Genomic DNA, 21,132 nt, shown 5'->3' on the forward strand with positions numbered 1-21,132 from the left:
GTATGGGCGGGGGAGGAGCGGTGTTACGAAGGGGTCATGGGGCGACGATGCTGGCGGAGTCGCCCTCCTGGCCGATCAGCACGGCGTTGGCCCAGTTGGCACAGACCTGGGCGGGTTGACTGCCCTGCGCACCCAGCGTGCGCAGGCTCAGGGTGGTAAGGCCACGGATGTCCAGCTCCGGCTTGACCACGCCGGGCGCCTTCACCAGGCCGCTGTCGTAGAGCAGGCGGTTGTCGCCCCAGACCTGGAACTGCAGGCCGCCTGCGCTGCGGCAGGCATCATCAATGCCCAGATCCGCACGCAGCAGGCGCCAGCCGCCCTGCAGACGCAGGTCGATGCGGCTGTTCGCGCCCACTCCCAGGCCACGGCGGAACTGCAGGCCGTTCATGCGCATGCCGGCCTCGCCACGGAACGCCTGGTCGGCGCGCACCTGGCTGGCCAGCGCGGCCGGCACCGGCAGCTCGGAGAGATAGCGCTGCCGGGCCGGTCGCTCCGGTTCCTGGTGCTCGAGGATGTGGAAGGTGGACAGCGCGATCGGGCCGACATCGCGTGGCTGCAACGCGTCGAACGCGCGGGCGCTGCCCTGTGCCGCAGTGACCATCGGGTCGGTGCTGCTGGCGCCGTCACCTTCGGGGTTCTGCACGCTCAGCACCCGGAAACGCAGCAGGCGACCGGCGTGTGCGGGGAAGTCGATGCGCTGCATTCCTTCCTTCAACTGCAGCCGGCCCCGGGCGATCGGCTCGCCCCATTCGCCATTGCTGTCGCCCAGGTACACCTCGTAGTCGCGAACCTGGCCATGCTTCCAGTTCTTGTCGTTGCGTGGCGCCAGCTCGATGCCGTCGATCATCCGGCGCTCACCGAAGCCGACCACCCATTCGTGGGCGCCGGTGCGCACGGCCTGGTTGCGCACGCTGCGGAACCAGGTGGACGGGTCATCGTCGAACGCGTTCTCCAGCGGATGGCCAGGCTCTTCCGCTGGGCGGTTGACCACCAGCAGGCTGTCGGCCGGCAGCTCGCGGCCGAGCACCGGCGCGGCCGGATAAGCATCGTCCGCAGCGGCGGCGGTCACGGCGAAGTCCAGCTGCACCTGCAGTGGCTGGCGGATATCCTGCGTGGCGGTACGCACATGGACGGTGCCGCCACGCTCACGGGCATCGAAATACCAGCCTTCGTCGGCACCGTTGAAGGCTGCCGCGTCGGCCAGCGCGGGCAGCACACGGGCGCCGGCCTGCACTGCGCGCGGGGCCTGCCGGCTCAACACGCGCAGGCCGTAGCGACGCTGCGCCAGCTGGCCCTGGTAGGTGCCCTGCACGGCCGCGATCTGCACCTGGACCGGGCCACTGCCCTGTGCCGGCGCCTGCACGCGGATCTGCTGCGTGCTCGATTCGCCCTGCTGGTAGCGGCGGGTGTTGCCGTCGTCTTCGTACAGCGTGTACTGCGAATCGCCCTGCGGATAGAGATCGAAGGTGACCTCGTCCAGCGGCTTCTCGCCATCGAACAGCATCGACGGATACATCGGCAGGATGGCCCCGGCGCGCACGAACACCGGCAGCGTGGCCAGGTCGACCTGACGGTCGAGCTGGCGGCCCTCGGCGCCGGCCTGCATGCGGCGGCCGTCCCAGTAGTCGATCCATCCACCGGCCGGCAGATGGATGTCGCGCCGCCAGCCACGGCTGGCCGCCTGGCTGCGGTAGACCGGTGCGATCAGCAGATCACGGCCCAGCAGGAACTGATACTTGTAGGTTTCGTCCTGCGCGTGCGGATCGCGCGGGTAATCCCACATCAACCCACGCACCGGCGGCGCGCCTGTCTGCGCGGCGTCGTGCACCAGCCCGTACATGTACGGCGTCAGCCGCATCTTCAGTTTCAGATAGTCGCGGTTGATGCTGCGGTAGGGTTCGTCGTACCACCACGGGTGCTTGCGCGCGTTCGACGACCAGCCACTCATGCCCATCAGTACCGGAGTGAAGGCCTTCCACTGCAGGTCGCGGGTGTAGGTCTCGGCGCTGCCGCCGAAGATCGCATCGACATCGCCACTGGCATAGGCCATGCCGGACAATCCCGAGCCGACCAGGGTCGGCACGTGCCAGCGGATGTAATCCCAACTGCTGCTCTGGTCACCGGTCCAGGCGACCGCGTAACGCTGGATGCCGGCCCAGCCCATCACCGTCCACAGGAAGGGACGCGAATCGGAATTGTCGACGATGCCATTGAACGCCTGGCGGTTGGCATCCATCGCGAACTGATAGCCCTTGCCGGTCCAGGCCACATCCAGCTTCTGTACACGGCTGCCGGCCTTGCCGACTTCCCAGGCGATCTTGTCGACACCGTTCTCCGTCCACAGGCCGGTGCGGAAGCCGTATCCGGCCAGACCCTTCACCGTCTCGGGCAGCTGCTTGTAGCCGCAGCCATAGCCGTCGTTGGGCAGGATCCAGCCACCGGGCATGTCGTGTGCCCGGTACTGCTTGGCCACGCTGTCGACCACGTCAGGCGTGGTGCCGGTCGGGCCATCGCTCCAGCCCTCGGGCACGGTGCCCGGCTTCTTCGCGTTGTCGCCGTCGTTGTAGCAATCGGCATCGCCATAGGACAGCGCCCAGCGCGCGACCATGTTGGGACGGCCGGTCAGCTGCGTGTAGCGCTCGATCAATGCCGGCAGATCGGCACCGACGAAGTAGTAGGCGTCGAAACGATCTTCGCGATGCAGCAGGGTGGACTGATCGGGCTGGCGCAGGTCGTAGCTGCCGTCGCTCCACGTATTGCGCAGCATGCCCCAGCCGCGGCTGCTCAGCAGCATCGGCGCCGGGCTCGGTCGATCACCCTCTTCCCAGCCGCCGGAGTAGGACACCTCAAGCTCGCGTCCCTTGAACTGGTAACGGCCATTCTGCTGGCCGCCGCCGAAGAATCCTTCGTCGGGCTGCGACGAGAGTACCTGCACGCTCTGTGCAGCATCCAGGTCCAGCGGCTGCAGCTCCTGCCACAACGCAGTGGGCTGGCCATTGTCCAGACGCTCCAACCGCAGGCGCAGCGGCTGGCGCTGTACGTGCAGCACGAGTGCGCCGGTGCGCAGACGGATCTCCTGCGCATCTTCTTCCAGCTGTGCCTGCACGTCGGCACTGGGCTGGGGCAGCACGATCGGCGCGGCCTTGTCGCCGGCTCCGGTCAGTACCCCCTTGCGCCCCGCCTGTACACGGACAATGTCGGCAGCCGGCAGTTCGATGCGCACACGCGCGCCGGTGTCGGTCTGCAGGTCCCAGGCGGGCGTGCCCGCCTTGCTGGCGGTGACCGAGCGCAGGTTGCCGATGGGTTCGGCGTGGGCCGACATGGACGCCAGCAGCAGCACCGGCAACAGGGCCAGCATCAGCGGCGAGCGACGAATGCAGATTTCCACGCGGACTCCCAACCCGTTCACCGGGCGTTTCGAAAGCGGTTGGGCCGACTCTAGGGCAGGGATTCGAAAGATGTCAACAAATGGAAAGCAAAAAGTAAGATAAGTTCGACTAAAACGAAAGGTGATGCGGCGCAGTACTTTGTGTAATCGCTTGCACTCCCCTGTTAAGCTTGGTGCGATACGGCATTTTTCGATTCCTTTCGTTTGGGACGATTGCGGTCTGTCAGAAACGCCAAGCGCTCTTTATCTTTCTTTTTGCTTTCGGTATTTGACATTTCGAAAGAAAACACAGATCGTGCGATGGCCCAACTGGAACCTCCGAATGGACGTCACCCTGCTTTCCGATGTGTCCGCCTGGCAGCGCCGGGGCGGAGCCGATACCGCTACTGAAATCGCCCAGCAGCCAGCACTGTGGGACGCGCTTGCACAGGATCTGCTGCAGGCCCGCGAACGCCTGCAGGCCTTCCTGGGCGACCGCCTCGACAATCCCGATCAGCGCGTGTTGTTCACTGGCGCCGGTAGTTCCGGCTTCATCGCCGAGATGGTGGCCGATGCGATCAACGCGCAGTGGGCCGCTGACGTCCGTGTGGTGCATACCACCAGCCTGCTGACCCATCCGGCGCTGTATCTGCAACGCGACCGCCCCACCCTGCTGGTTTCGTTCGGCCGCAGTGGCTCCAGCCCGGAAAGCGTGGCAGCGGTGGACCGTGTGCGCAGCGACGTGGATGACGCACGCTTCCTCGACATCACCTGCAACGCTGATGGCGAACTGGCCCGGCGCGGTGCCGGCCGTGCCGATACCTGCACCCTGTTGATGCCGTCGGCCAGCTGCGACCGTGCCTTTGCGATGACCAGCAGCCTGACCTGCATGCTGCTGGCCGCGCTGACCGTGTTCGACCGTTCACCGTGGCAGACGCGGGTGGCGCGCCTGACGCAGCTCGCTGCGCTGGTCCGCGAAGGCCAGGCGCAGTGGGATGCACCGGTGGCCGCGCTGGCACAGCGCCCCTTCAACCGCGTCATCTACCTGGGCAGCGGTCCGCTGGAAGCGCTGGCGCGCGAGTGCGCGCTGAAGGTGCTGGAGCTGACCGCCGGCCGCGTGCTGGCGCTGGCCAACACGCCGCTCGGCTTCCGCCACGGCCCGAAATCCACGCTGGATGGCAGCACCCTGGTGATCGTGCTGCGCAGCGTGCAGCCGCTTGCACGCCGCTACGAGCAGGATCTGCTGGACGAGCTGCGCCGCGATGGCGTGGCCGGCCAGGTGCTGGCCATCGGCCCGCATTCGGACATCGGTGCCGACGATGACTACACCCTCGCCGTACCCGTCCTGGAGCCGGTTCTGGATGATCCCTGGCTGGCGCCGGTGTGGCTGGCCTTCGGCCAGCTGTTCGCACTGCAGCGCTCGGCCGCGCTGGGGCTGACCCCGGACAATCCGTTCCCCGACGGCACGGTGAACCGCGTGGTCAAGGGTGTCACCATCCACCATGGCTGAGTTGATCGCCCATGCCTGCTACGGCATCGATATCGGCGGCACCAAGATCGAGCTGGTGGCGTGCGATGCGGCGATGCAGGTCACCTGGCGCCGCCGGGTGGCCACTCCGCAGGGTGACTACGATGGCTTTCTGCGGTCGGTGGTGGCGCTGGTCGCCGACGCCGACGCCGCACTGGGCCGCAACGATGCGGCCATCGGCATCGCGCTGCCCGGCGTGCGTGACCGCCGCACGGGCCGCCAGCTAAGTGCCAACGTGCCGGCGCTGACCGGCCACAGTGTGGCGGCCGACCTGCAGGCACGCCTGCAGCGTCCGCTCCATTTCGGCAACGACCTGCAGTGCTTCGCCTTGTCCGAAGCCCATGGCGGCGCAGCCGACGGCTACCCCAGCATGTTCGGCGCGATCCTCGGCACCGGCGCCGGTGGCGGCTTCTGCCTGCAGGGCCGCCTGCTGTCCGGCTTCAACGGCCTGGCCGGGGAGTGGGGCCACTGGAGCGTGCCGGGCCACCTGCTGCAGCGTCACGGCCTGCCGTTGATCGACTGCGCGTGCGGCCTGCAGGGCTGCGTTGAGCGCTATGTATCCGGCAGCGGCCTGGCGATGATCGAACGCCACCTGGGCGGCGCGGCCGTCGATGCCAGTGCGGTGATCGCACTGGCCGAAGGCGGCGATGCGCGTGCACGCAGCGCGCTGGACATCCACCGCGACCTGCTCGGCCACAGCCTCGCTGCGCTGGTGCTGGCCCTGGACCCGCATGTGATCGTGCTCGGTGGCGGCCTCTCGCAGTACACCCCGCTGTACCAGCAGCTGCCGGCGGCAATCGCTGCCCATCTGTTCAACGGCGTGCAGGTGCCGCCGATCGTGCCCCCGCGCTTCGGCGATGCCGGTGGCGCCCGCGGTGCCGCGCTGCTTGCCTGCCAACCCTCGTTTTCCTGATTGTCCGGAGCATGACCATGTCCCCGTTGCAGACCCTGCTTGCCTCCCACCGCGCCGGCCACAATGTGGGCCTGTACAGCGTCTGCTGCAGCAACGAACAGGTGCTGCGCGCGGCCATGCACGTGGCACTGGCACACGACACGGTGCTGCTGGTCGAAGCCACCTCCAACCAGGTCGACCAGTTCGGCGGCTACACCGGCATGACGCCGCCGCAGTACCGCGACTATGTCGGCACGCTTGCGGATGAGGAAGGCTTTCCGCGCACGCGGCTGATCCTGGGCGGCGACCACCTCGGTCCGAACGCCTGGCAGAAGCGCCCCGCCGCCGAAGCGATGGCCCACGCGCGCGTGCTGATCGAAGCCTACGTGGCCGCCGGCTTCCACAAGATCCATCTGGACTGCAGCATGTCCTGCGCCGACGATCCGGTGCCGCTGCCTGATGCCACCGTGGCCGCGCGTTCGTCGGAACTGGCGACGATCGCCGAGCGCACGGCTGCCCGGCTCGACCTGCCGGCGCCGGTGTACGTGATCGGCACCGAAGTGCCCGTTCCCGGCGGCGAAGCCTCGCTGGCCGGTGGCCTGCAGGTGACCACGCCGGCAGCCGCCGCGCAGACCCTGGCCATCCACCAGCAGGCATTCGATACCCCCGAACTGCGCGATGCCTGGCAGCGCGTGATCGCGATGGTGGTGCAGCCGGGCGTTGACTTCGATCACAGCAGCGTGCACGAGTACGACCCGGTCGCCGCCAACGCGCTGGCCGACTTCCTCGAGCAGCAGCCGCGCATCGTGTTCGAGGCGCACTCCACCGACTACCAGCGCGAAAGCGGACTGCATGCGCTGGTCCGCGATCATTTCGCGATCCTCAAGGTCGGCCCCGCCGCCACCTTCGCCTATCGTGAGGCGCTGTTCGCGTTGGCAGCGATCGAACAGGAGCTGCTGCCGGCTGCGCAGTGCTCGCGCCTGCCACAGGTGCTGGAGGAGGTGATGGTGGCGCAGCCGAAGTACTGGCAGCCCTACTACCAGGGTGACGAGGCGACACTGCGCCTGTTGCGCAGTTATTCCTTCAGTGACCGCTGCCGCTACTACTGGGGCGAACCGGCACTGCTGCGCGCCGTGCAGACGCTGTTCTCCAACCTGGAGCAGCACACGCCACCGTTGGTGCTGCTGAGCCAGTACCTGCCGGAGCAGTACCGCGCCGTGCGTGACGGCCGCCTGGCCAACACGCCGACGGCCCTGGTGCAGCACCGCATCGGCCAGTGCCTGGGCGAGTATGCCCGCGCCTGCAGCGCCAACCAGGCAGGCAAGCGCGGTCAGGACACACGATCCGCTGCCGGCATTGCTGCGAACGGCTAATCTCTACCCCTCACAGCAGACCCGAGACTCCGCCATGCGCAACACCCGCTCCCGCCGGCAACAGATCCTGCAGCTGCTGATCGAGCACGGCTCGGTGCAGGTGGCCGATCTGGTCGAGCGCTTCGGCGTGTCCGCGGTGACGATCCGCGCCGACCTGACCCACTTCGAGTCGCAGGGCCTGGCCAACCGCACCCACGGTGGCGCCAATCTGGTGCGCACGCCTCCGCAGGAGCAGGACATCCATGAAAAGGATGCGCTGAATCTGCCCCTGAAGGAGTCCATCGGCGCCTGCGCGGCGAACCTGGTGCAGGCCGGTGACAACATCATCATCGACTCCGGTTCGACCACCATGACGCTGGCCCGCCATCTGCGTGGCCGCCGCGATGTGACGGTGATGACCAATGGCCTGAACATCGCGTGGGAACTGGCCAATGCTGCCGGCATCAATGTGCTGCTGACGGGCGGGCTGCTGCGTCAGCAGTCGTTGTCGCTGCAGGGCAGCCAGGCCGAGGCCAGCCTCAATTCCTACAGCTTCGACACCCTGTTCCTGGGCGTGGACGGGTTGGACCTGCAGTTCGGCCTGACCACCCACGATGAGGCGGAAGCGCGCCTCAACCACCGCATGGTCGAGCGCGCGCGGCGCATCGTCGTGCTGACCGACGCCTCCAAGTTCGGCCGTGTCAGCCTGCATCGCATCGCCCGCCTGGATCAGATCCATACCGTCATCACCGACGCCGGCATCGACGACGCAACCCGCGAGGGCCTGCAGCGGCTGGGCATCGAAGTGATCATCGCCGAGCCGCCCGCATGACCGACACCCGTTCCCTGCATGGCCGCATCCTCACCCCGCTGGGGTGGCGACGTGGGCATGTCCACTTCGACTCGCATGTGCGCCAGCTGCAGGTGGACGACCACAGCGGCGGTGATGACCCGCAGCTGCAGGTGATCCTTCCCGGTTTCATCGATCTGCATGTGCACGGCGCTGCCGGTGTAGACCTGATGCAGGGCGGCGACGTCGCCCGCACCATCGCCCGCACCCACCTGCGCTTTGGTACCACCACGCTGCTGGCGACCACCCTGACCGCCGGCCTGGACGAGATCGAGTACGCCCTGCAGGGCGTGGCCGCCACCATGGCAGCACCGGACGACGAGGCCGCATGCATCGCCGGCGTGCATCTGGAAGGGCCGTTCATCAGCCCTCAGCGCCTGGGCGCACAGCCCAACCGTACGATCGAGGCGACGCTGGCGCTGGTGCAGCAGCTGCATGCGCTGGCACCGATCCGGGTGATGACGCTGGCGCCGGAGATCGGCGAACACACGGCGCTGATTCCTGCGCTTTCGGCGATGGGCATCCGTGTGCAGCTCGGCCACAGCGCGGGTACTTACGAAGAAGGTGTGGCTGCTCTGCAGGCGGGTGCATCCGGCTTCACCCATCTGTTCAACGGCATGACCGGCGTCGATCACTATCGCCCGGGCATCGCGGCGGCGGCGCTCGCCCATGCACGTTACGCCGAGATCATTCCCGACCTGCAGCACATCCATCCCGGCGTGATCCGCCTGGCCGCGCGCGCGATTCCGCGCCTGTACGCGGTGACCGACGCTACGGCCGCCACCGGCATGCCGGATGGCGAGTACGCGCTGGGCGAACAGCGCGTGCACAAGTGTGGCGGTTGCGTGCGGCTGGCGACCGGTTCGCTGGCCGGCAGCGCGCTGACCATGGACCAGGCACTGCGCAACCTGGTGCGTGTGGGGCTGGATCTGGCCGACGCCTCGCAGCGCGTTTCCACGTTCCCGGCCGACTACCTGGGCCTGGGCGATCGCGGTCGCATCGCGCCCGACGCCCGCGCCGATCTGGTGGTGCTGGACGCTGGACTGCGCCTGCAGCAGGTGGTGGTGGGTGGCCGGGTGGTCGAGCTGCACTGAGCAACATCCCTGCCGTAGAGCCACGCATCGCGCGGCGCCACAGAACGCAATCTGCGAAGAACCGCCGCCGGGCAGGGCCCGGCGCTACCACAGGAACTGCCGATGACTGCAAGCACCGCTCCGCGCTGGCCCGTACGCTATCTGCTCTTCATCGGCGGCCTCGGCGGCCTGCTGTACGGCATCGATATCGGCATCATTGCCGGTGCCCTGCCCTATCTGGAAGCGACCGCCAGCCAGGCCTGGCAGCTCAGCAGCCAGCAGCTGGGATTCGTCGTTGCAGCCGTTCTGCTGGGCAGTGTGCTGTCCTCTTTGTTTGCCGGCATGGTGGCCGATCTGATCGGACGCCGCGGCGCGATGCTGCTGGCTGGCGTTCTGTTCACCGCCTCCATTCCCATCATGGCGCTCGCTTCGGGCTACACGCCGCTGCTGCTGGGCCGACTGCTGCAGGGCATCAGCGGCGGCCTGATCGGAGTGGTGGTACCCCTGTACCTGGCCGAGGTGCTCAGTCCGGAGCGGCGTGGCCGGGGTGCAGCGATGTTCCAGCTGCTGCTGACCATCGGACTGGTGCTGGCGGCGCTGATCGGCCTGTACCACGCCCAGGCCGTGGATGCCGCTGCCGAAACCGTGCGCTCGCTGCCGCTGGCACAGCAGGCGCAGGAACTGTTCGCCGTGAAGGACCATGCGTGGCGGACCATCTTCTGGAGCTGCCTGACGCCGGGCCTGGTGTTCTGTGCCGGCATTTTCTGGCTGTCGGAGTCGCCGCGCTGGCTGGTCCGCCGTGGTCGGGTGGACGACGCCCGTCGCAGCCTGCTGCGGGTGCTGCCGGCCGCCGAGGTCGAGCCCACGCTCGCGCGCATCCAGGCACCGGAATCCAGTGGCACGAACGGCAGGCGTGATCCGCTGCTCAGCCGCCGCTACGTGGTGCCCTTCGTGCTGGCCTGCGTGGTCCTGGCCTGCACCCAGGCCACCGGCATCAACTCGGTGCTCGCCTATGCGGTGAACATCCTCAACCAGGCGGGCCTGTCCGGTTCGGTGGCCAATGGCGCCGACGTGGCGATCAAGCTGCTCAATGCGGTGATGACCGTGGTCGCGCTGCTGCTGGTGGATCGCAAGGGCCGCAAGTTCCTGCTGATGCTCGGCAGCGGCGGTATCTGCGTGGCGCTGCTGGCCGCCGCCACCCTGTTTTTCCAGGCCGAACGCAGCCGCGCCGATGTGCAGCCGCAGCTGCAGGCCGCAGCCAGCGGCGATGGCCTGCATCTGGTACTGGACGAGGCACAGTGGCAACGCCTCACTGACGGCATCGACAGCGAAGGCCGTCCGATGCAGCTGACCGTGTCCTACGCCTATGGCGACTTCACCAACGTGCGCGCACTTCGCAGTGACAACCTGATCGATCGCGAGCTGCGCATCGACCGTGCCGGCACCGTGCAGCCGGACAGCGTCATCGGCGCCTTCTTCCGCACCCTGCACCTGAATCCGTTCGCAGACCCGGCCGGCGCCGCGCACGCACCACTGCGCATCGAGCAGGCGCGGATCGGACCGGTGCCAACGCCGGCCCACGGCTGGGCGGTGGCCGCCTGCATCCTCGTGTTCGTTGCCTTCTTCGCGGTGGGCCCTGGCGTCTGCGTATGGCTGGCACTGTCCGAGCTGATGCCCAACCGGATCCGCTCCAATGGCATGAGCATCGCGCTGCTGATCAATCAGTTCGTGTCCACCACCATCGCCGCGATCTTCCTGCCGACCGTGGGCCACTATGGCTACGCCAGCATGTTCCTGTTCTGGGCGGCATGCACATTCGTGTTCTTCCTGGTGGCTGCGTTCTGGCTGCCGGAAACCAAGGGCAGGTCGCTGGAGGAAATCGAGGCCAGATTCGCGACCAGGCAGCGCTGAGCAGGGTTCAGGGCGCCGGCACCCGCTGGCCGGTGATGTGCCATGCCAGTTCCTGCGCCTCGGCCACGCTGGGCAGGCCACTCAACATCATCGATTCGCCGAACGGGCCACTCACCGTCGCCACCGTCAGCACGCGGCCATCCACGCTGATCGCCACCCGCTTTCCCACCAGTGCGGCCGTGCCATCGTGGATGCGCTGCTGTGCCTCCTTGCGATAGCGGATCTGCAGGCCGGGCTGCTGGCTCTGGTCCAGCACGTAACGGACATCGGCGATGTCGGCACTGCCGGCAATCGGCGGCTCACGCAGCGCGAGTGTTTCACCCTGCCACTGTACCGCCGTGCCGTTGCCGGCAGCATCGATCGCGCTCAGACGCACATCCACGCCCGGACGCGGCGCATGATCCCTGCCAGCCTCCGCATCCGCTGTTGCGCCGGGCATGCAACCGGCCAGGCCCAGCACCGCGACCAGCAGAAGCGAACCCGCCCGCCTCACTTCAGCTTCCTCAGCTTGAATGCCACCAGCACCTGCAGCAGCCCATACAGCAGGCTGCCGATGCCGATCCACAGCGTGGTCACGGCCACGCCCGCGTAGGGATTGGCCGCAAACAGCAGGCCCAGCACCACCGCCAGCACACCACTGAGTATCAGCAACCACTCGCCCTGGATCTGCCTGCGCACGCGGATTGCGTACACGATGCGATAGATGCCGGCCACCAGCAGCCACGCTGCCAGGAACAGCACCAGCACGCTGGCGGTGGCGAGCGGATTGATCACCGCCAGAATGCCGAAACCGAGCGAGGCGATGGCATACAGCGCCAGCCAGCCACGCGAGGCACCGCTGCCACCGCTGATCAGCGCGAACAGGCTGATGACACCTTCGATGATGGCCATCACGCCCAGCGTCCAGGCCAGGGCCGTCGCCGCCGACAGCGGCCAGCCGATCGCGATGATGCCGAAGCCGAGTGCGACCAGGCCATACAGCAGCAGGATCCACCAGCTGCGACCGACCGCCGACAACAGGGGAGAAAAGGGGGAATTCATGACCACTCCTTCGATCCGGAATCGGCTTCATCCTAGCCCTTGGCGATGAAGAGGGCGATCACGGAACCCGTGCGCAGACCCACACGCGCACCTCTGCGGCACCCACGCAGCGTAGTGTCTCGGCGATTTCCATCACGGTGCTGCCGGTGGTCATCACATCATCGACCACGGTCAGCCGCGGCGGCACCGGCGCATGTGCATCGAAGGCGTCGAACAGGTTGTCCCTGCGCTGTTCGGCCGTGCGTTCGGACTGTGGTGCCGTATGCCGGCGACGGTACAGGCCCTGCCAGACCGGCATCGGCAGCAACCGGCATAGTTCGGCGGCCTGGTTGTAACCACGCTGGCGCAGGCGCCGATCATGCAATGGCACCGGCACGAGCGGCGCGCACGACCAGGGCGGCGGCGCGCGTTGCATCAGCTGCGCGAGCAGGCGTCCGGCCGCCAGGTCCTGATGGAACTTGTAGCGCACCAGCAGCTGGTCCACCGGCGGCAGGTACAGCAGGCTCGCGTGCGTGGCCAGCTGCGGTGGTACCTCCTCGCGGCAGCTGCCGCAGACGATCAGGGCCGCATCCGGCAGCGGCAGCGCGCAGCGCAGGCAGGCGCGACCCGACCACGGCAGTCCGGCGTAGCAGGCCGGACAGAGATCCAGCTCGTCGTGACCCGGGTCATTGCAGACCAGGCAGCGTAGTGGAATCAGCAGGCGCAGCAGCCGTTGCAACGGGGCCCCGGCGACGATGCGGTGGACGATGCGCATGCGGCAGGCTCGCGCATGGCAGGCAGCGACGCCATCGGCGGACGGACCAGACATGGGTCGGTGAAATGCCCGTCATCGTGTCCCGACGGGTATGACCCACCATGCCCCCTACTGCATGGCCTGCCAGGGTGGCTGCCGGTCGCCTCTCCCTGGCAGCATCTGCCGGGCACGTACGCGGATCACCTACTTTCGACCGGGATCGACGGACGTGGCATCGGCCGATGGGCCAGGCACCATCAGCAGCTCGGCCAGGCCACGATAGATCGGCACCCGGCACACCAGACCGGATACCCCACGGGCAATCAGTACCGTGGCCAGAATCGGCAGCAGCAGGTCACCGCTGTCCGTCAGTTCCAGCGAGATCACGGCGGAGGTCAGCGGCGCCTGGGTGACGCCGGTCAGATACGCACACATGCCGAGCAGCACGAACGCGCGTGGATCCACGCCGGGCATCAGTACCGCCAGGTTGTGGCCCAACCCGGCACCGACCGCGAGCGCAGGCGAGAACAGGCCCCCGGGGATACCGGCCACATAGGAGGCCAGATTGGCCAGCAGCTTCATCAACCCGAACTCATGACCCACCAGCGCGTGACCCTGCACCAGACTGCGTGCCTGTTCGTAGCCGGTGCCGAACGCACCTTCACCAAACAGCATCGCCAGCGCCACCACCACCAGGCCGCAGCCGGCGGCCAACAGCACGGGATGGCGCTGGCGCAGTTGCCCCAGCCAGCGCGGACGGCCTGCCGCGCTCGCCAGTACGGCGCGCGCGAACAGTCCTCCCAGCAATCCCGCCACCACACCGCACAGCAGGATCGCCAGCCAGCCCTGGCCCAGCGGAAGCCGCGCCGAAACACGGCCGAAGTAGGTGTAGTTGCCCAGCAGACCCAGCGATACCACACCACCGACGATCACCGCCGTCAGCAGCGTGCCCGAGAACCGGTGCTCGAAGCGGCCGCTGAGTTCCTCGATGGCGAACACGATGCCTGCCAACGGGGTATTGAAGGCTGCCGCGATGCCTGCGGCGCCGCCCGCCAGCAGGAAGTGCGACAGCTCACGCGGGTCCTTGAAACCAAACCAACGACCGAACAGGTACATCAGGCTTGCACCCACGTGCACGGTCGGACCTTCGCGGCCGACCGAAGCACCGCCCAACAACGACAGTGACGTCAGCAGCAGCTTGCCGGCCGATACCGCCGGTGAAAGATTCGTCGCGCGGAACGAGGCATCCGGCTTGTCCAGCGCAGCGATGACCTGGGGAATGCCGCTGCCGCGGGTAGGCTTCAGTACACCGCTGGTCAGCCATGCCAGCAGCGCGAAGATGCCTGGCGTCAGCAGCAGCGCCCACCACGGCGAATGGGTGGTGATGCGCTGGAACAGATGGAACGCCGCGTCGCTGGCCTCGGCGAACAGAATGGCCACCAGCGCCACGGCCACGGCACCGCCCCAGAGTGCGGCGCGGCGGCGCCAGGCCTCGCTGAGGACCAGCGCGGCGATGCGTCCGCGAAGACGATGGAGATCGGTCATGGGACAGAGTCTGCGCGCAAGCGCTTCCGTTGGGCGGTAGTCACTGTGGCCGCAAGCCTTGCAGGAAGCGGTGAAACGCGGCCATCCGCGTCGGGCCTGATCAACCGATGCACTGTAAACCACTAAAAACACTCACGGGTTGACAGCCTTTCCACCCCCCTCCACACTGCCGCCCTCGCTCCACTCGTACCCGGGTCCCGCCATGGCCACTGCCGTCCGCCACGACTGGCAACACGATGAACTGCAGGCGCTGTTCGAACTCTCCCTCCCCGACCTGTTGTTCCGCGCCGCTGCAGTCCATCGCGAGCACTTCGACCCCGCCCGGGTGCAGGTCTCCACGCTGCTGTCGGTGAAGACCGGCGGCTGCCCGGAGGACTGCGCGTACTGCCCGCAGGCCCAGCGCTACAGCACCGGCGTCAACGCACAGAAGCTGATGGACACCGAAGCGGTACTGGCCAAGGCGCGCCAGGCCAAGGCTGCCGGTGCGTCGCGCTTCTGCATGGGCGCGGCCTGGCGATCGCCGAAGGATCGCGACATCCCGAAAGTGGCCGCGATGATTGCCGGGGTGAAGGCACTGGGCCTGGAAACCTGCGCCACGCTGGGCATGCTCAGTGGCGACCAGGCACGGGCACTGAAGGACGCAGGCCTGGACTACTACAACCATAACCTCGACACCGCGCCGGACTATTACGACTCGATCATCCATACCCGCCAGTACCAGGACCGCCTGGACACGCTGGAGCACGTGCGGGATGCAGGCCTGAAGACCTGCTGCGGCGGCATCGTCGGCATGGGCGAGACGCGGGCGCAGCGCGTGGGCCTGCTGCTGGCCCTGGCCACGCTGCCGGCCCATCCGGATTCGGTGCCGATCAACAGACTGGTGCAGGTGGCCGGTACGCCGCTGCACGGCAGTGCCGAACTGGACCCGTTCGAGTTCGTGCGAATGATCGCGGTGGCACGCATTGCCATGCCGCGTTCGATGGTGCGCCTGTCGGCCGGCCGCGAGGCGATGAGCGACGAACTGCAGGCGCTGTGCTTCCTGGCCGGCGCCAACTCCATCTTCTATGGCGACAGGCTGCTGACCACCGGCAACCCGGAAAGCGAGCGCGATCTGGCATTGTTCGCGCGGCTGGGCCTGCAGCCGATGGCGGTGCAGGTGGACGCCGAGGGCCACGACCACGGCGGTACCGTGCATGCCGATATCGGCAGCGATGCACCCGGCTGCGGCTGCGCTCACGCAGCCTGAGACGGGGCCCGAGCAGGCGTCGCGGCAACGCGCTACCCTAGCCGCCCCGTCGCCGCCTCCCGCCGCCATGGCCCGCCCCGACCTCACCGCCCGCATCCAGGACCAGCGCGCGCTGCGCGATGCCCAAGGTCGTCGCCGCCCACGGCGCACGGTCACCCGCCGCGATGGCGTCTGCCTGGAAGTGGAAGGCCGCTGGCTGACCGGCTTCTGCAGCAACGACTATCTGGGCCTGGCCCAGCAGTTCAGCGTGGTCAATGCATTGCAGGACGCGGCCGCCCGCGAAGGCGCCGGGGCCGGCGCATCGCACCTGGTCTGCGGCCACCACGCGATGCACGATGCTCTGGAACGCGAAATGGCCGAGTGGCTGGGCTACCCGCGCGCACTGCTGTTCGGCAGCGGTTTTGCCGCCAACCTGGCGGTGCAGCAGGCGCTGCTGAGCGAAGAAAACGACGTCTGCGTGCAGGACAAGCTCAATCACGCCAGTCTGCTCGATGCCACGCGGCTAGCCGGTGCGCGTCTGCGCCGCTACCCGCACCTGGATGCGGAAGGGGCCATGCGCCAGCTCAGGCACGCAGCCGATGGCGCAGCGATGCTGGCCACCGATGGTGTCTTCAGCATGGACGGCGACGTCGCGCCGCTGCGCGCACTGTCACTGGTCGCGCGCCTGCAGCAGGCACTGTTCTATGTGGACGATGCACATGGCGTTGGCGTGGTCGGCGATGGCCGGGGCACGGTGGCGGCCGCCGGTCTGGGCGTGGACGACGTGCCGTTGCAACTGGTCACCCTGGGCAAGGCGCTGGGCAGCGCCGGCGCGGTGGTGCTGGGCCGCGAAGACCTGATCGAGCATCTGGCCGAAACCGCCCGCCCCTACATCTACACCACCGCGATGCCGCCGGCGCTGGCGGCGGCGGCACTGGAAGCAGTGCGCCTGGCACGCCGCGACAACTGGCGCCGCACCAAGCTGGTCGACCTGATCGCACTGTTCCGCGGCGAAGCGCGCCGCCACGGGCTGGACCTGATGGCATCGGAGACACCGATCCAGCCCCTGCTGTGCGGCGATGACCACACCGCACTGGCGCTGTCCAAGGCGCTGGAGCAGGCGGGATGGCTGGTCGGAGCGATTCGCCCGCCGACCGTTCCAGAGGGCAAGGCACGCCTGCGCGTCACCCTCTCTGCCCTGCACACGGCAGACCAGGTGCGGGGGCTGGTCGAGGCCATCGCCAGCGCGCGTGATCGCCTCTCGATCACGCCGCGCGAGGCCACGCCACCGCCGTTGCCGGCCCTGGCTTGAGGTTCGGCTGGTTTCCGCATGCATATCGAAGTCGCCGGCCAGGGGCCGGACCTGGTACTGATCCACGGCTGGGCCCTGCAGGGCGGTGTGTTCGCGCCGCTGGTCCAGCGCCTGGCGCAGCAGTTCACCCTGCACCTGGTCGATCTTCCCGGACACGGCCACAGCCGCGGGGACACCACGCCGTTGCGCCTGCCCTTCGTGGTCAACGCGATCGCCGCCGCCACGCCACCGGCGGTGTGGTGCGGGTGGTCGCTGGGCGGGCTGTTCGCACTGCATGCCGCGGCGACCCTGCCGAAAGTGCGGGGACTGGCGATGATCGCTGCCACGCCCCGCTTCGTGCGCGGCGACGACTGGCCGCATGCGGTGGAGCCGGCCGTGTTCGAGCAGTTCGGCCGTGAGCTGGCCGGCGATTTCGGTGGCACGCTGGAACGATTCCTGGCCCTGGATGTAATGGGTTCGGCGCACGCCCGCGAGGAACTGCGCACCCTGCGCCAGCGCCTGGTGGAACGCGGTGCACCGACCGCACGCGCCCTGCGGGAGGGTCTGCAGCTGCTGGAAAGCACCGACCTGCGCGGCGCCCTGCCGGCACTGGGCAAGCCCAGCCTGTGGATCGCCGGTCAACGCGACAGGCTGGTGCCACCGGCCGCCATACAGGCTGCAGCGGCGCTCGCGCCCGGCGGACAGGCGCTGACCATCGCTCACGGCGGCCACGCCCCCTTCCTCGGCCACGCCGACGAAGTGGCCGCCGTCCTGCAACGCTTCGTTGCCGGCCTGACACCGGCGGATGACGGACAATGACGTTCCTTCGAACTGCGCAGGGCTGACGCATGGATCTGGGTATCAAGGGCCGCTGGGCCCTGGTCTGCGGTGCAAGCAAGGGGCTGGGCCTGGGATGCGCGCGCGCACTGGTGCGCGAAGGCGTGAACGTGGTGATCGTTGCGCGCGGCGAAGCAGCGCTGCAGGCCGCCGCCGAGCATCTGCGCGCACTGCCCGGCGCCGGCGAGGTGCACGCGGTCGCTGCCGACGTCAGCACAGAAGCCGGACGTGCCGCTGCGTTGGCCGCCTGCCCGCAGGTGGACATCCTGGTCAACAACGCGGGCGGGCCGCCGCCGGGCGATTTCCGCAGCTTCGAGCGTGACGACTGGATCGCTGCACTGGACGCCAACATGCTGGCCCCGATCGCGCTGATCCGCGCCACCGTGGACGCGATGATCGAGCGCGGCTTCGGCCGCATCGTCAACATCACCTCGTCGGCGGTGAAGGCGCCGATCGATACCCTGGCGTTGTCCAACGGCGCGCGCAGTGGCTTGACCGGCTTCGTCGCCGGTCTGTCGCGGCGCACGGTCGCCCACAACGTCACCCTCAACAATCTGCTGCCTGGCCAGTTCGACACTGATCGCCTGCGCGCCAACTTCGCCCACAGCGCGGGCAAGGATGGCGATGCCGGAGAGATCGCCGAGCGCCGCCGCCAGCAGATCCCCGCCGGCCGCTTCGGCACCGCCGACGAGTTCGGCGCGTCCTGCGCTTTCCTGTGCAGCGCACAGGCCGGCTACATCACCGGGCAGAACCTGCTGATCGATGGCGGCGCCTACCCCGGTACGTTCTGAGAGATTCTGCAATGCCGTCCCACTTCGATCCCCGCCATGTGCGCCGTGCGTTCTCCCGCGCCGCCAGCAGCTACGACGCCGCCGCTGCCCTGCAGCGCGAAGTGCAGTCACGGCTGGTGGAATCGCTGGACTACCTGGAGGCACGCAGGCCCGAGGTGGTGCTGGACATCGGTGCCGGTACCGGCCATGCCAGCGCACTGATGAAGAAGCGCTGGCCGAAGGCACAGGTGATCGCGCTGGATATCGCCCTGCCGATGCTCGATCAGGCCAGGCGCCAGGCCGGGTGGTGGAAGCCCTTCCAGCGCCTGTGCGCCGATGCGGCGGCGTTGCCGCTGGCCGACAACAGTGTGGATGTGATCTTCAGCAATCTCTGCCTGCAATGGGTGGACGATCTGCCTGCAGTGTTCGCCGGCTTCCGCCGCGTGCTCAAGCCCGGCGGCCTGCTGTTGTGCTCGACTTTCGGGCCGGAAACCCTGATCGAGCTCAACGAAGCGTTCGCTGCTGCCGATGATCGCCCGCACGTCAGCCGTTTCGCGCAGATCGCACAGTTCGGCGACGCGCTGATGATGGCCGGCTTCCGCGACCCCGTGCTGGACCGCGACCTGTTCACCCTGACCTACGAGGATCTGCCCGCCTTGATGCGCGAACTGCGGGCGATGGGCGCGACCAATGCGCGGGTGGACCGTCGGCATACGCTGACCGGCCGCGGGCGCTTCGCCGCTGCGGCGGCCGCCTACGAGCCGATGCGCCGTGCCGATGGCACGCTGCCCAGCAGTTGGGAAGTGATCTATGCCCATGCCTGGGCACCGGACCCGGGCGCGCCGATCCGCGAAGGCGGCCACGACGTGGCCTCGGTACCGGTGTCGGCCATTCCGATCCGCCGCAAGCAGACCTGATCGATCGATCACGGGTGATGCGCCGACCAAGGTCGGCACCCACCCAAGGCAGGCGGCAGCCGCTCAGGTATTGGCCGGCGAACTCAGCGGTGGCCGCACCAGATCGCGATGGAAGAAATAGATTTCCTGCAGCAGGAAACGCCAGCTGGTGTGGAAGCTGCGGAAGCGGGTGCTCGGCGTCGATGACGCCAGCGCATCGATGCCCAGCGCCCGGCTCAGGCGCAGCGCGCGTGCCATGTGCAGCGGATCGCTGACGATGATCACCCGGTGCAGGTTGCGCTGGTCCATCAGCCGCTTGGCCTCGATCAGATTCTGCACGGTGTTGCGCGAGGCGGTTTCAATCAGGATCGCGTCGTCCGGAACGCCGTGCTTGAGCGCATAGCGCCGCGCCACCTGCGATTCGGAGAAGCGGGCACCGCTGCCGCCATATCCTCCGGTGAAGATCAGCAGCGGTGCATACCGGGCCTCGTACAGGTCCAGGCCATGACGGATGCGCTCCTCGAAGACCGGCGACGGCTTGGCGTCATAGGCGGCCGCACCGAGCACGATGATCGCATCGGCCTGGGCGGCCTGATCGCGCTCTCCCACCCAGACGATCCATGCGGTCACGCCCAGCAGCCAGATCACCAGCAGCACGAACAGCCGCCACGCCCAACCGAACAGGCCGGTACGCTCGCGGTGCCGGCCGCGGCTCAAGGCATGCCCCAGCGCAGGGCGGGAAGATCGACGTTGCCACCGGACAGCACCAGGCCCACCCGCTGCCCGGCAAACCGTTCCGGCTGGGACAGCACCGCCGCCAGCACCGTCGCCGAAGACGGTTCAACCACCTGCTTGAGCACCTCCCACAGCAGGCGCATCGCCGCCAGGGTGGCGGCGTCGTCGACCACGATGACCTCCGCCCCGGCAGCACGCAGCAGCGCGAAGTTGGGCGCACCGATCAGGGTGCGCAGGCCATCGCAGACGGTATCGGGGGTGAACGCGCCCTGCCGCTCGCCAGCGGCCAGCGAGCGGGCGGTATCGTCGGCACCAGCCGGTTCGGCCAGCACCAGCCGGGTCTGCGGGCCGGCCAGCTGCAGCGCCAGCGCAGTACCGCTGGCCAGGCCACCACCGCCCACTGGCACCACTAGCACGTCGAACGGCCCGTCGCTGTGCAGCAGTTCCAGCGCAGCGGTGCCCTGCCCTGCCATCACCGCCGGATCGGCATACGGGTGCACCAGGGTTGCACCGGTGTCGGCCTGCACCCTGGCGCAGGTGGCCTCACGCTCGGCAATGGTCGGCGCGCAACGCCAGAGCGTGGCTCCATGGCGCGCGATGTTGGCCAGCTTGGCGGCGACAGCGCCCTCGGGCACCACCACATGGCAGGGAATGCCCCGCGTCCGTGCCGCCAGCGCCAGGGCCGCGCCATGATTTCCCGATGAATGGGTGACCACACCTCGTGCGGCGCGCTCGTCCGACAGCGACCAGACGGCGTTGCAGGCGCCCCGGAACTTGAACGCGCCGCCCCGCTGCAGGTGCTCGGCCTTGAAGGCCAGGCGTGCGCCGGCAAGCGTGTCGAGGGTGCGCGAGCGCAGCACCGGCGTCACACTTGCGTGCGGCGCGATCCTCGCGGCGGCAGCCAGGACATCTTCGGCACGGGGCAACAGTGAATCGCTCATGACGCAAGATTAACGTATGCCCTCGTGCTGGCGACCCCGGCACGGGTCATGCCAGCATGCAGGCCTTCGCCGCCATTCATCCTGGGTGGTGGAATTAAGGGCCGATTCAATGCCCACGCCCGAAGCTGACTGCACACCCGTTCTG

Annotated in this window: 18 protein-coding genes; 11 read left to right on the forward strand and 7 right to left on the reverse strand. The window is 68.2% G+C overall.

The window, feature by feature from the left end:
- Positions 1–34 precede the first annotated feature (34 nt).
- On the reverse strand, positions 35–3,388 hold the full coding sequence (locus N8888_RS17700) for a TIM-barrel domain-containing protein (protein WP_263176291.1): 3,354 nt from the start codon (positions 3,386–3,388) through the stop codon (positions 35–37).
- Between the two features lie 322 nt (positions 3,389–3,710).
- Here N8888_RS17700 and N8888_RS17705 point away from each other — a divergent pair, with 322 nt between their 5' ends.
- The 6 genes from N8888_RS17705 to N8888_RS17730 all read left to right on the forward strand — a co-directional run bounded on the left by N8888_RS17705 (position 3,711) and on the right by N8888_RS17730 (position 10,973).
- Entirely contained in the window at positions 3,711–4,877 is a 1,167-nt protein-coding gene (locus N8888_RS17705) for an SIS domain-containing protein (protein ID WP_263176292.1), read from the forward strand.
- Positions 4,870–5,808 carry an ROK family protein gene (locus tag N8888_RS17710; protein ID WP_053518015.1) on the forward strand — a complete coding sequence of 313 codons (939 nt, stop codon included), beginning with the start codon at positions 4,870–4,872 and terminating at the stop codon, positions 5,806–5,808. The genes N8888_RS17705 and N8888_RS17710 overlap by 8 nt, the downstream gene beginning before the upstream one ends.
- A gap of 17 nt (positions 5,809–5,825) precedes the next feature.
- Positions 5,826–7,160: a D-tagatose-bisphosphate aldolase, class II, non-catalytic subunit gene (locus N8888_RS17715; RefSeq protein WP_263176294.1), complete on the forward strand. Its 1,335-nt coding sequence runs from the start codon at positions 5,826–5,828 to the stop codon at positions 7,158–7,160.
- A gap of 34 nt (positions 7,161–7,194) precedes the next feature.
- Positions 7,195–7,971 (forward strand): DeoR family transcriptional regulator, encoded by a 777-nt coding sequence (locus N8888_RS17720; protein WP_053518011.1) that lies wholly within the window; start codon positions 7,195–7,197, stop codon positions 7,969–7,971.
- Entirely contained in the window at positions 7,968–9,083 is a 1,116-nt protein-coding gene (locus N8888_RS17725) for an N-acetylglucosamine-6-phosphate deacetylase (RefSeq protein ID WP_263176297.1), read from the forward strand. Before N8888_RS17720 ends, N8888_RS17725 begins: the two co-directional genes overlap by 4 nt.
- Positions 9,084–9,185: 102 nt before the next feature.
- The gene (locus N8888_RS17730; RefSeq protein ID WP_263176299.1) at positions 9,186–10,973 is read left to right on the forward strand and encodes an MFS transporter; all 1,788 of its coding nucleotides are present in this window, start codon (positions 9,186–9,188) and stop codon (positions 10,971–10,973) included.
- 7 nt (positions 10,974–10,980) lie between these two features.
- On the opposite strand, the gene N8888_RS17735 is transcribed toward N8888_RS17730, so the two are convergent.
- From N8888_RS17735 to N8888_RS17750, 4 genes are all read right to left on the reverse strand, one after another.
- Positions 10,981–11,412 (reverse strand): SecDF P1 head subdomain-containing protein, encoded by a 432-nt coding sequence (locus tag N8888_RS17735; RefSeq protein ID WP_180877115.1) that lies wholly within the window; start codon positions 11,410–11,412, stop codon positions 10,981–10,983.
- 50 nt (positions 11,413–11,462) lie between these two features.
- Entirely contained in the window at positions 11,463–12,014 is a 552-nt protein-coding gene (locus N8888_RS17740; protein WP_065174321.1) for an HdeD family acid-resistance protein, read from the reverse strand.
- 58 nt (positions 12,015–12,072) lie between these two features.
- On the reverse strand, positions 12,073–12,768 hold the full coding sequence (locus N8888_RS17745; RefSeq protein WP_263176302.1) for a ComFC family protein: 696 nt from the start codon (positions 12,766–12,768) through the stop codon (positions 12,073–12,075).
- Between the two features lie 183 nt (positions 12,769–12,951).
- Complete coding sequence (locus N8888_RS17750) at positions 12,952–14,292, reverse strand: chloride channel protein (RefSeq protein WP_263176303.1); 1,341 nt, start codon at positions 14,290–14,292, stop codon at positions 12,952–12,954.
- Positions 14,293–14,494: 202 nt separating this feature from the next.
- On the opposite strand from N8888_RS17750, the gene bioB reads away from it, so the two are divergent.
- From bioB to bioC, 5 genes are all read left to right on the forward strand, one after another.
- Positions 14,495–15,538, forward strand: a complete 1,044-nt coding sequence (bioB, locus tag N8888_RS17755; protein WP_111187215.1) for a biotin synthase BioB — start codon at positions 14,495–14,497, stop codon at positions 15,536–15,538.
- 67 nt (positions 15,539–15,605) lie between these two features.
- A complete protein-coding gene (gene bioF, locus N8888_RS17760; protein ID WP_111187214.1) occupies positions 15,606–16,829 on the forward strand; it encodes an 8-amino-7-oxononanoate synthase in 1,224 nt (407 codons plus the stop codon).
- Positions 16,830–16,847: 18 nt separating this feature from the next.
- A complete protein-coding gene (gene bioH, locus N8888_RS17765) occupies positions 16,848–17,627 on the forward strand; it encodes a pimeloyl-ACP methyl ester esterase BioH (RefSeq protein ID WP_065174316.1) in 780 nt (259 codons plus the stop codon).
- 29 nt (positions 17,628–17,656) lie between these two features.
- Entirely contained in the window at positions 17,657–18,436 is a 780-nt protein-coding gene (locus tag N8888_RS17770; RefSeq protein WP_053517992.1) for an SDR family oxidoreductase, read from the forward strand.
- Positions 18,437–18,447: 11 nt separating this feature from the next.
- Positions 18,448–19,332, forward strand: a complete 885-nt coding sequence (gene bioC / locus N8888_RS17775; protein WP_053517990.1) for a malonyl-ACP O-methyltransferase BioC — start codon at positions 18,448–18,450, stop codon at positions 19,330–19,332.
- A gap of 63 nt (positions 19,333–19,395) precedes the next feature.
- Here the strand turns inward: bioC and N8888_RS17780 are convergent, their stop codons facing one another.
- A complete protein-coding gene (locus tag N8888_RS17780) occupies positions 19,396–20,028 on the reverse strand; it encodes a YdcF family protein (RefSeq protein ID WP_111187213.1) in 633 nt (210 codons plus the stop codon).
- Positions 20,025–20,987, reverse strand: a complete 963-nt coding sequence (locus N8888_RS17785) for a pyridoxal-phosphate dependent enzyme (RefSeq protein ID WP_065174314.1) — start codon at positions 20,985–20,987, stop codon at positions 20,025–20,027. The genes N8888_RS17780 and N8888_RS17785 overlap by 4 nt, the downstream gene beginning before the upstream one ends.
- Positions 20,988–21,132: the final 145 nt, after the last annotated feature.

The organism is Stenotrophomonas maltophilia (genome assembly GCF_025642255.1).
GTDB lineage: Bacteria > Pseudomonadota > Gammaproteobacteria > Xanthomonadales > Xanthomonadaceae > Stenotrophomonas > Stenotrophomonas maltophilia_P.

Bases quoted from the DNA above. Each gene is read 5' to 3' on its own strand.
- N8888_RS17705 (WP_263176292.1), top strand. From the start codon at position 3,711: ATGGACGTCACCCTGCTTTCCGATGTGTCCGCCTGGCAGCGCCGGGGC.
- N8888_RS17710 (WP_053518015.1), top strand. From the start codon at position 4,870: ATGGCTGAGTTGATCGCCCATGCCTGCTACGGCATCGATATCGGCGGC.
- N8888_RS17715 (WP_263176294.1), top strand. From the start codon at position 5,826: ATGTCCCCGTTGCAGACCCTGCTTGCCTCCCACCGCGCCGGCCACAAT.
- N8888_RS17720 (WP_053518011.1), top strand. From the start codon at position 7,195: ATGCGCAACACCCGCTCCCGCCGGCAACAGATCCTGCAGCTGCTGATC.
- N8888_RS17725 (WP_263176297.1), top strand. From the start codon at position 7,968: ATGACCGACACCCGTTCCCTGCATGGCCGCATCCTCACCCCGCTGGGG.
- N8888_RS17730 (WP_263176299.1), top strand. From the start codon at position 9,186: ATGACTGCAAGCACCGCTCCGCGCTGGCCCGTACGCTATCTGCTCTTC.
- N8888_RS17735 (WP_180877115.1), bottom strand. From the start codon at position 11,412: ATGCCCGGCGCAACAGCGGATGCGGAGGCTGGCAGGGATCATGCGCCG.
- N8888_RS17740 (WP_065174321.1), bottom strand. From the start codon at position 12,014: ATGAATTCCCCCTTTTCTCCCCTGTTGTCGGCGGTCGGTCGCAGCTGG.
- N8888_RS17745 (WP_263176302.1), bottom strand. From the start codon at position 12,768: ATGCGCATCGTCCACCGCATCGTCGCCGGGGCCCCGTTGCAACGGCTG.
- N8888_RS17750 (WP_263176303.1), bottom strand. From the start codon at position 14,292: ATGACCGATCTCCATCGTCTTCGCGGACGCATCGCCGCGCTGGTCCTC.
- bioB (WP_111187215.1), top strand. From the start codon at position 14,495: ATGGCCACTGCCGTCCGCCACGACTGGCAACACGATGAACTGCAGGCG.
- bioF (WP_111187214.1), top strand. From the start codon at position 15,606: ATGGCCCGCCCCGACCTCACCGCCCGCATCCAGGACCAGCGCGCGCTG.
- bioH (WP_065174316.1), top strand. From the start codon at position 16,848: ATGCATATCGAAGTCGCCGGCCAGGGGCCGGACCTGGTACTGATCCAC.
- N8888_RS17770 (WP_053517992.1), top strand. From the start codon at position 17,657: ATGGATCTGGGTATCAAGGGCCGCTGGGCCCTGGTCTGCGGTGCAAGC.
- bioC (WP_053517990.1), top strand. From the start codon at position 18,448: ATGCCGTCCCACTTCGATCCCCGCCATGTGCGCCGTGCGTTCTCCCGC.
- N8888_RS17785 (WP_065174314.1), bottom strand. From the start codon at position 20,987: ATGAGCGATTCACTGTTGCCCCGTGCCGAAGATGTCCTGGCTGCCGCC.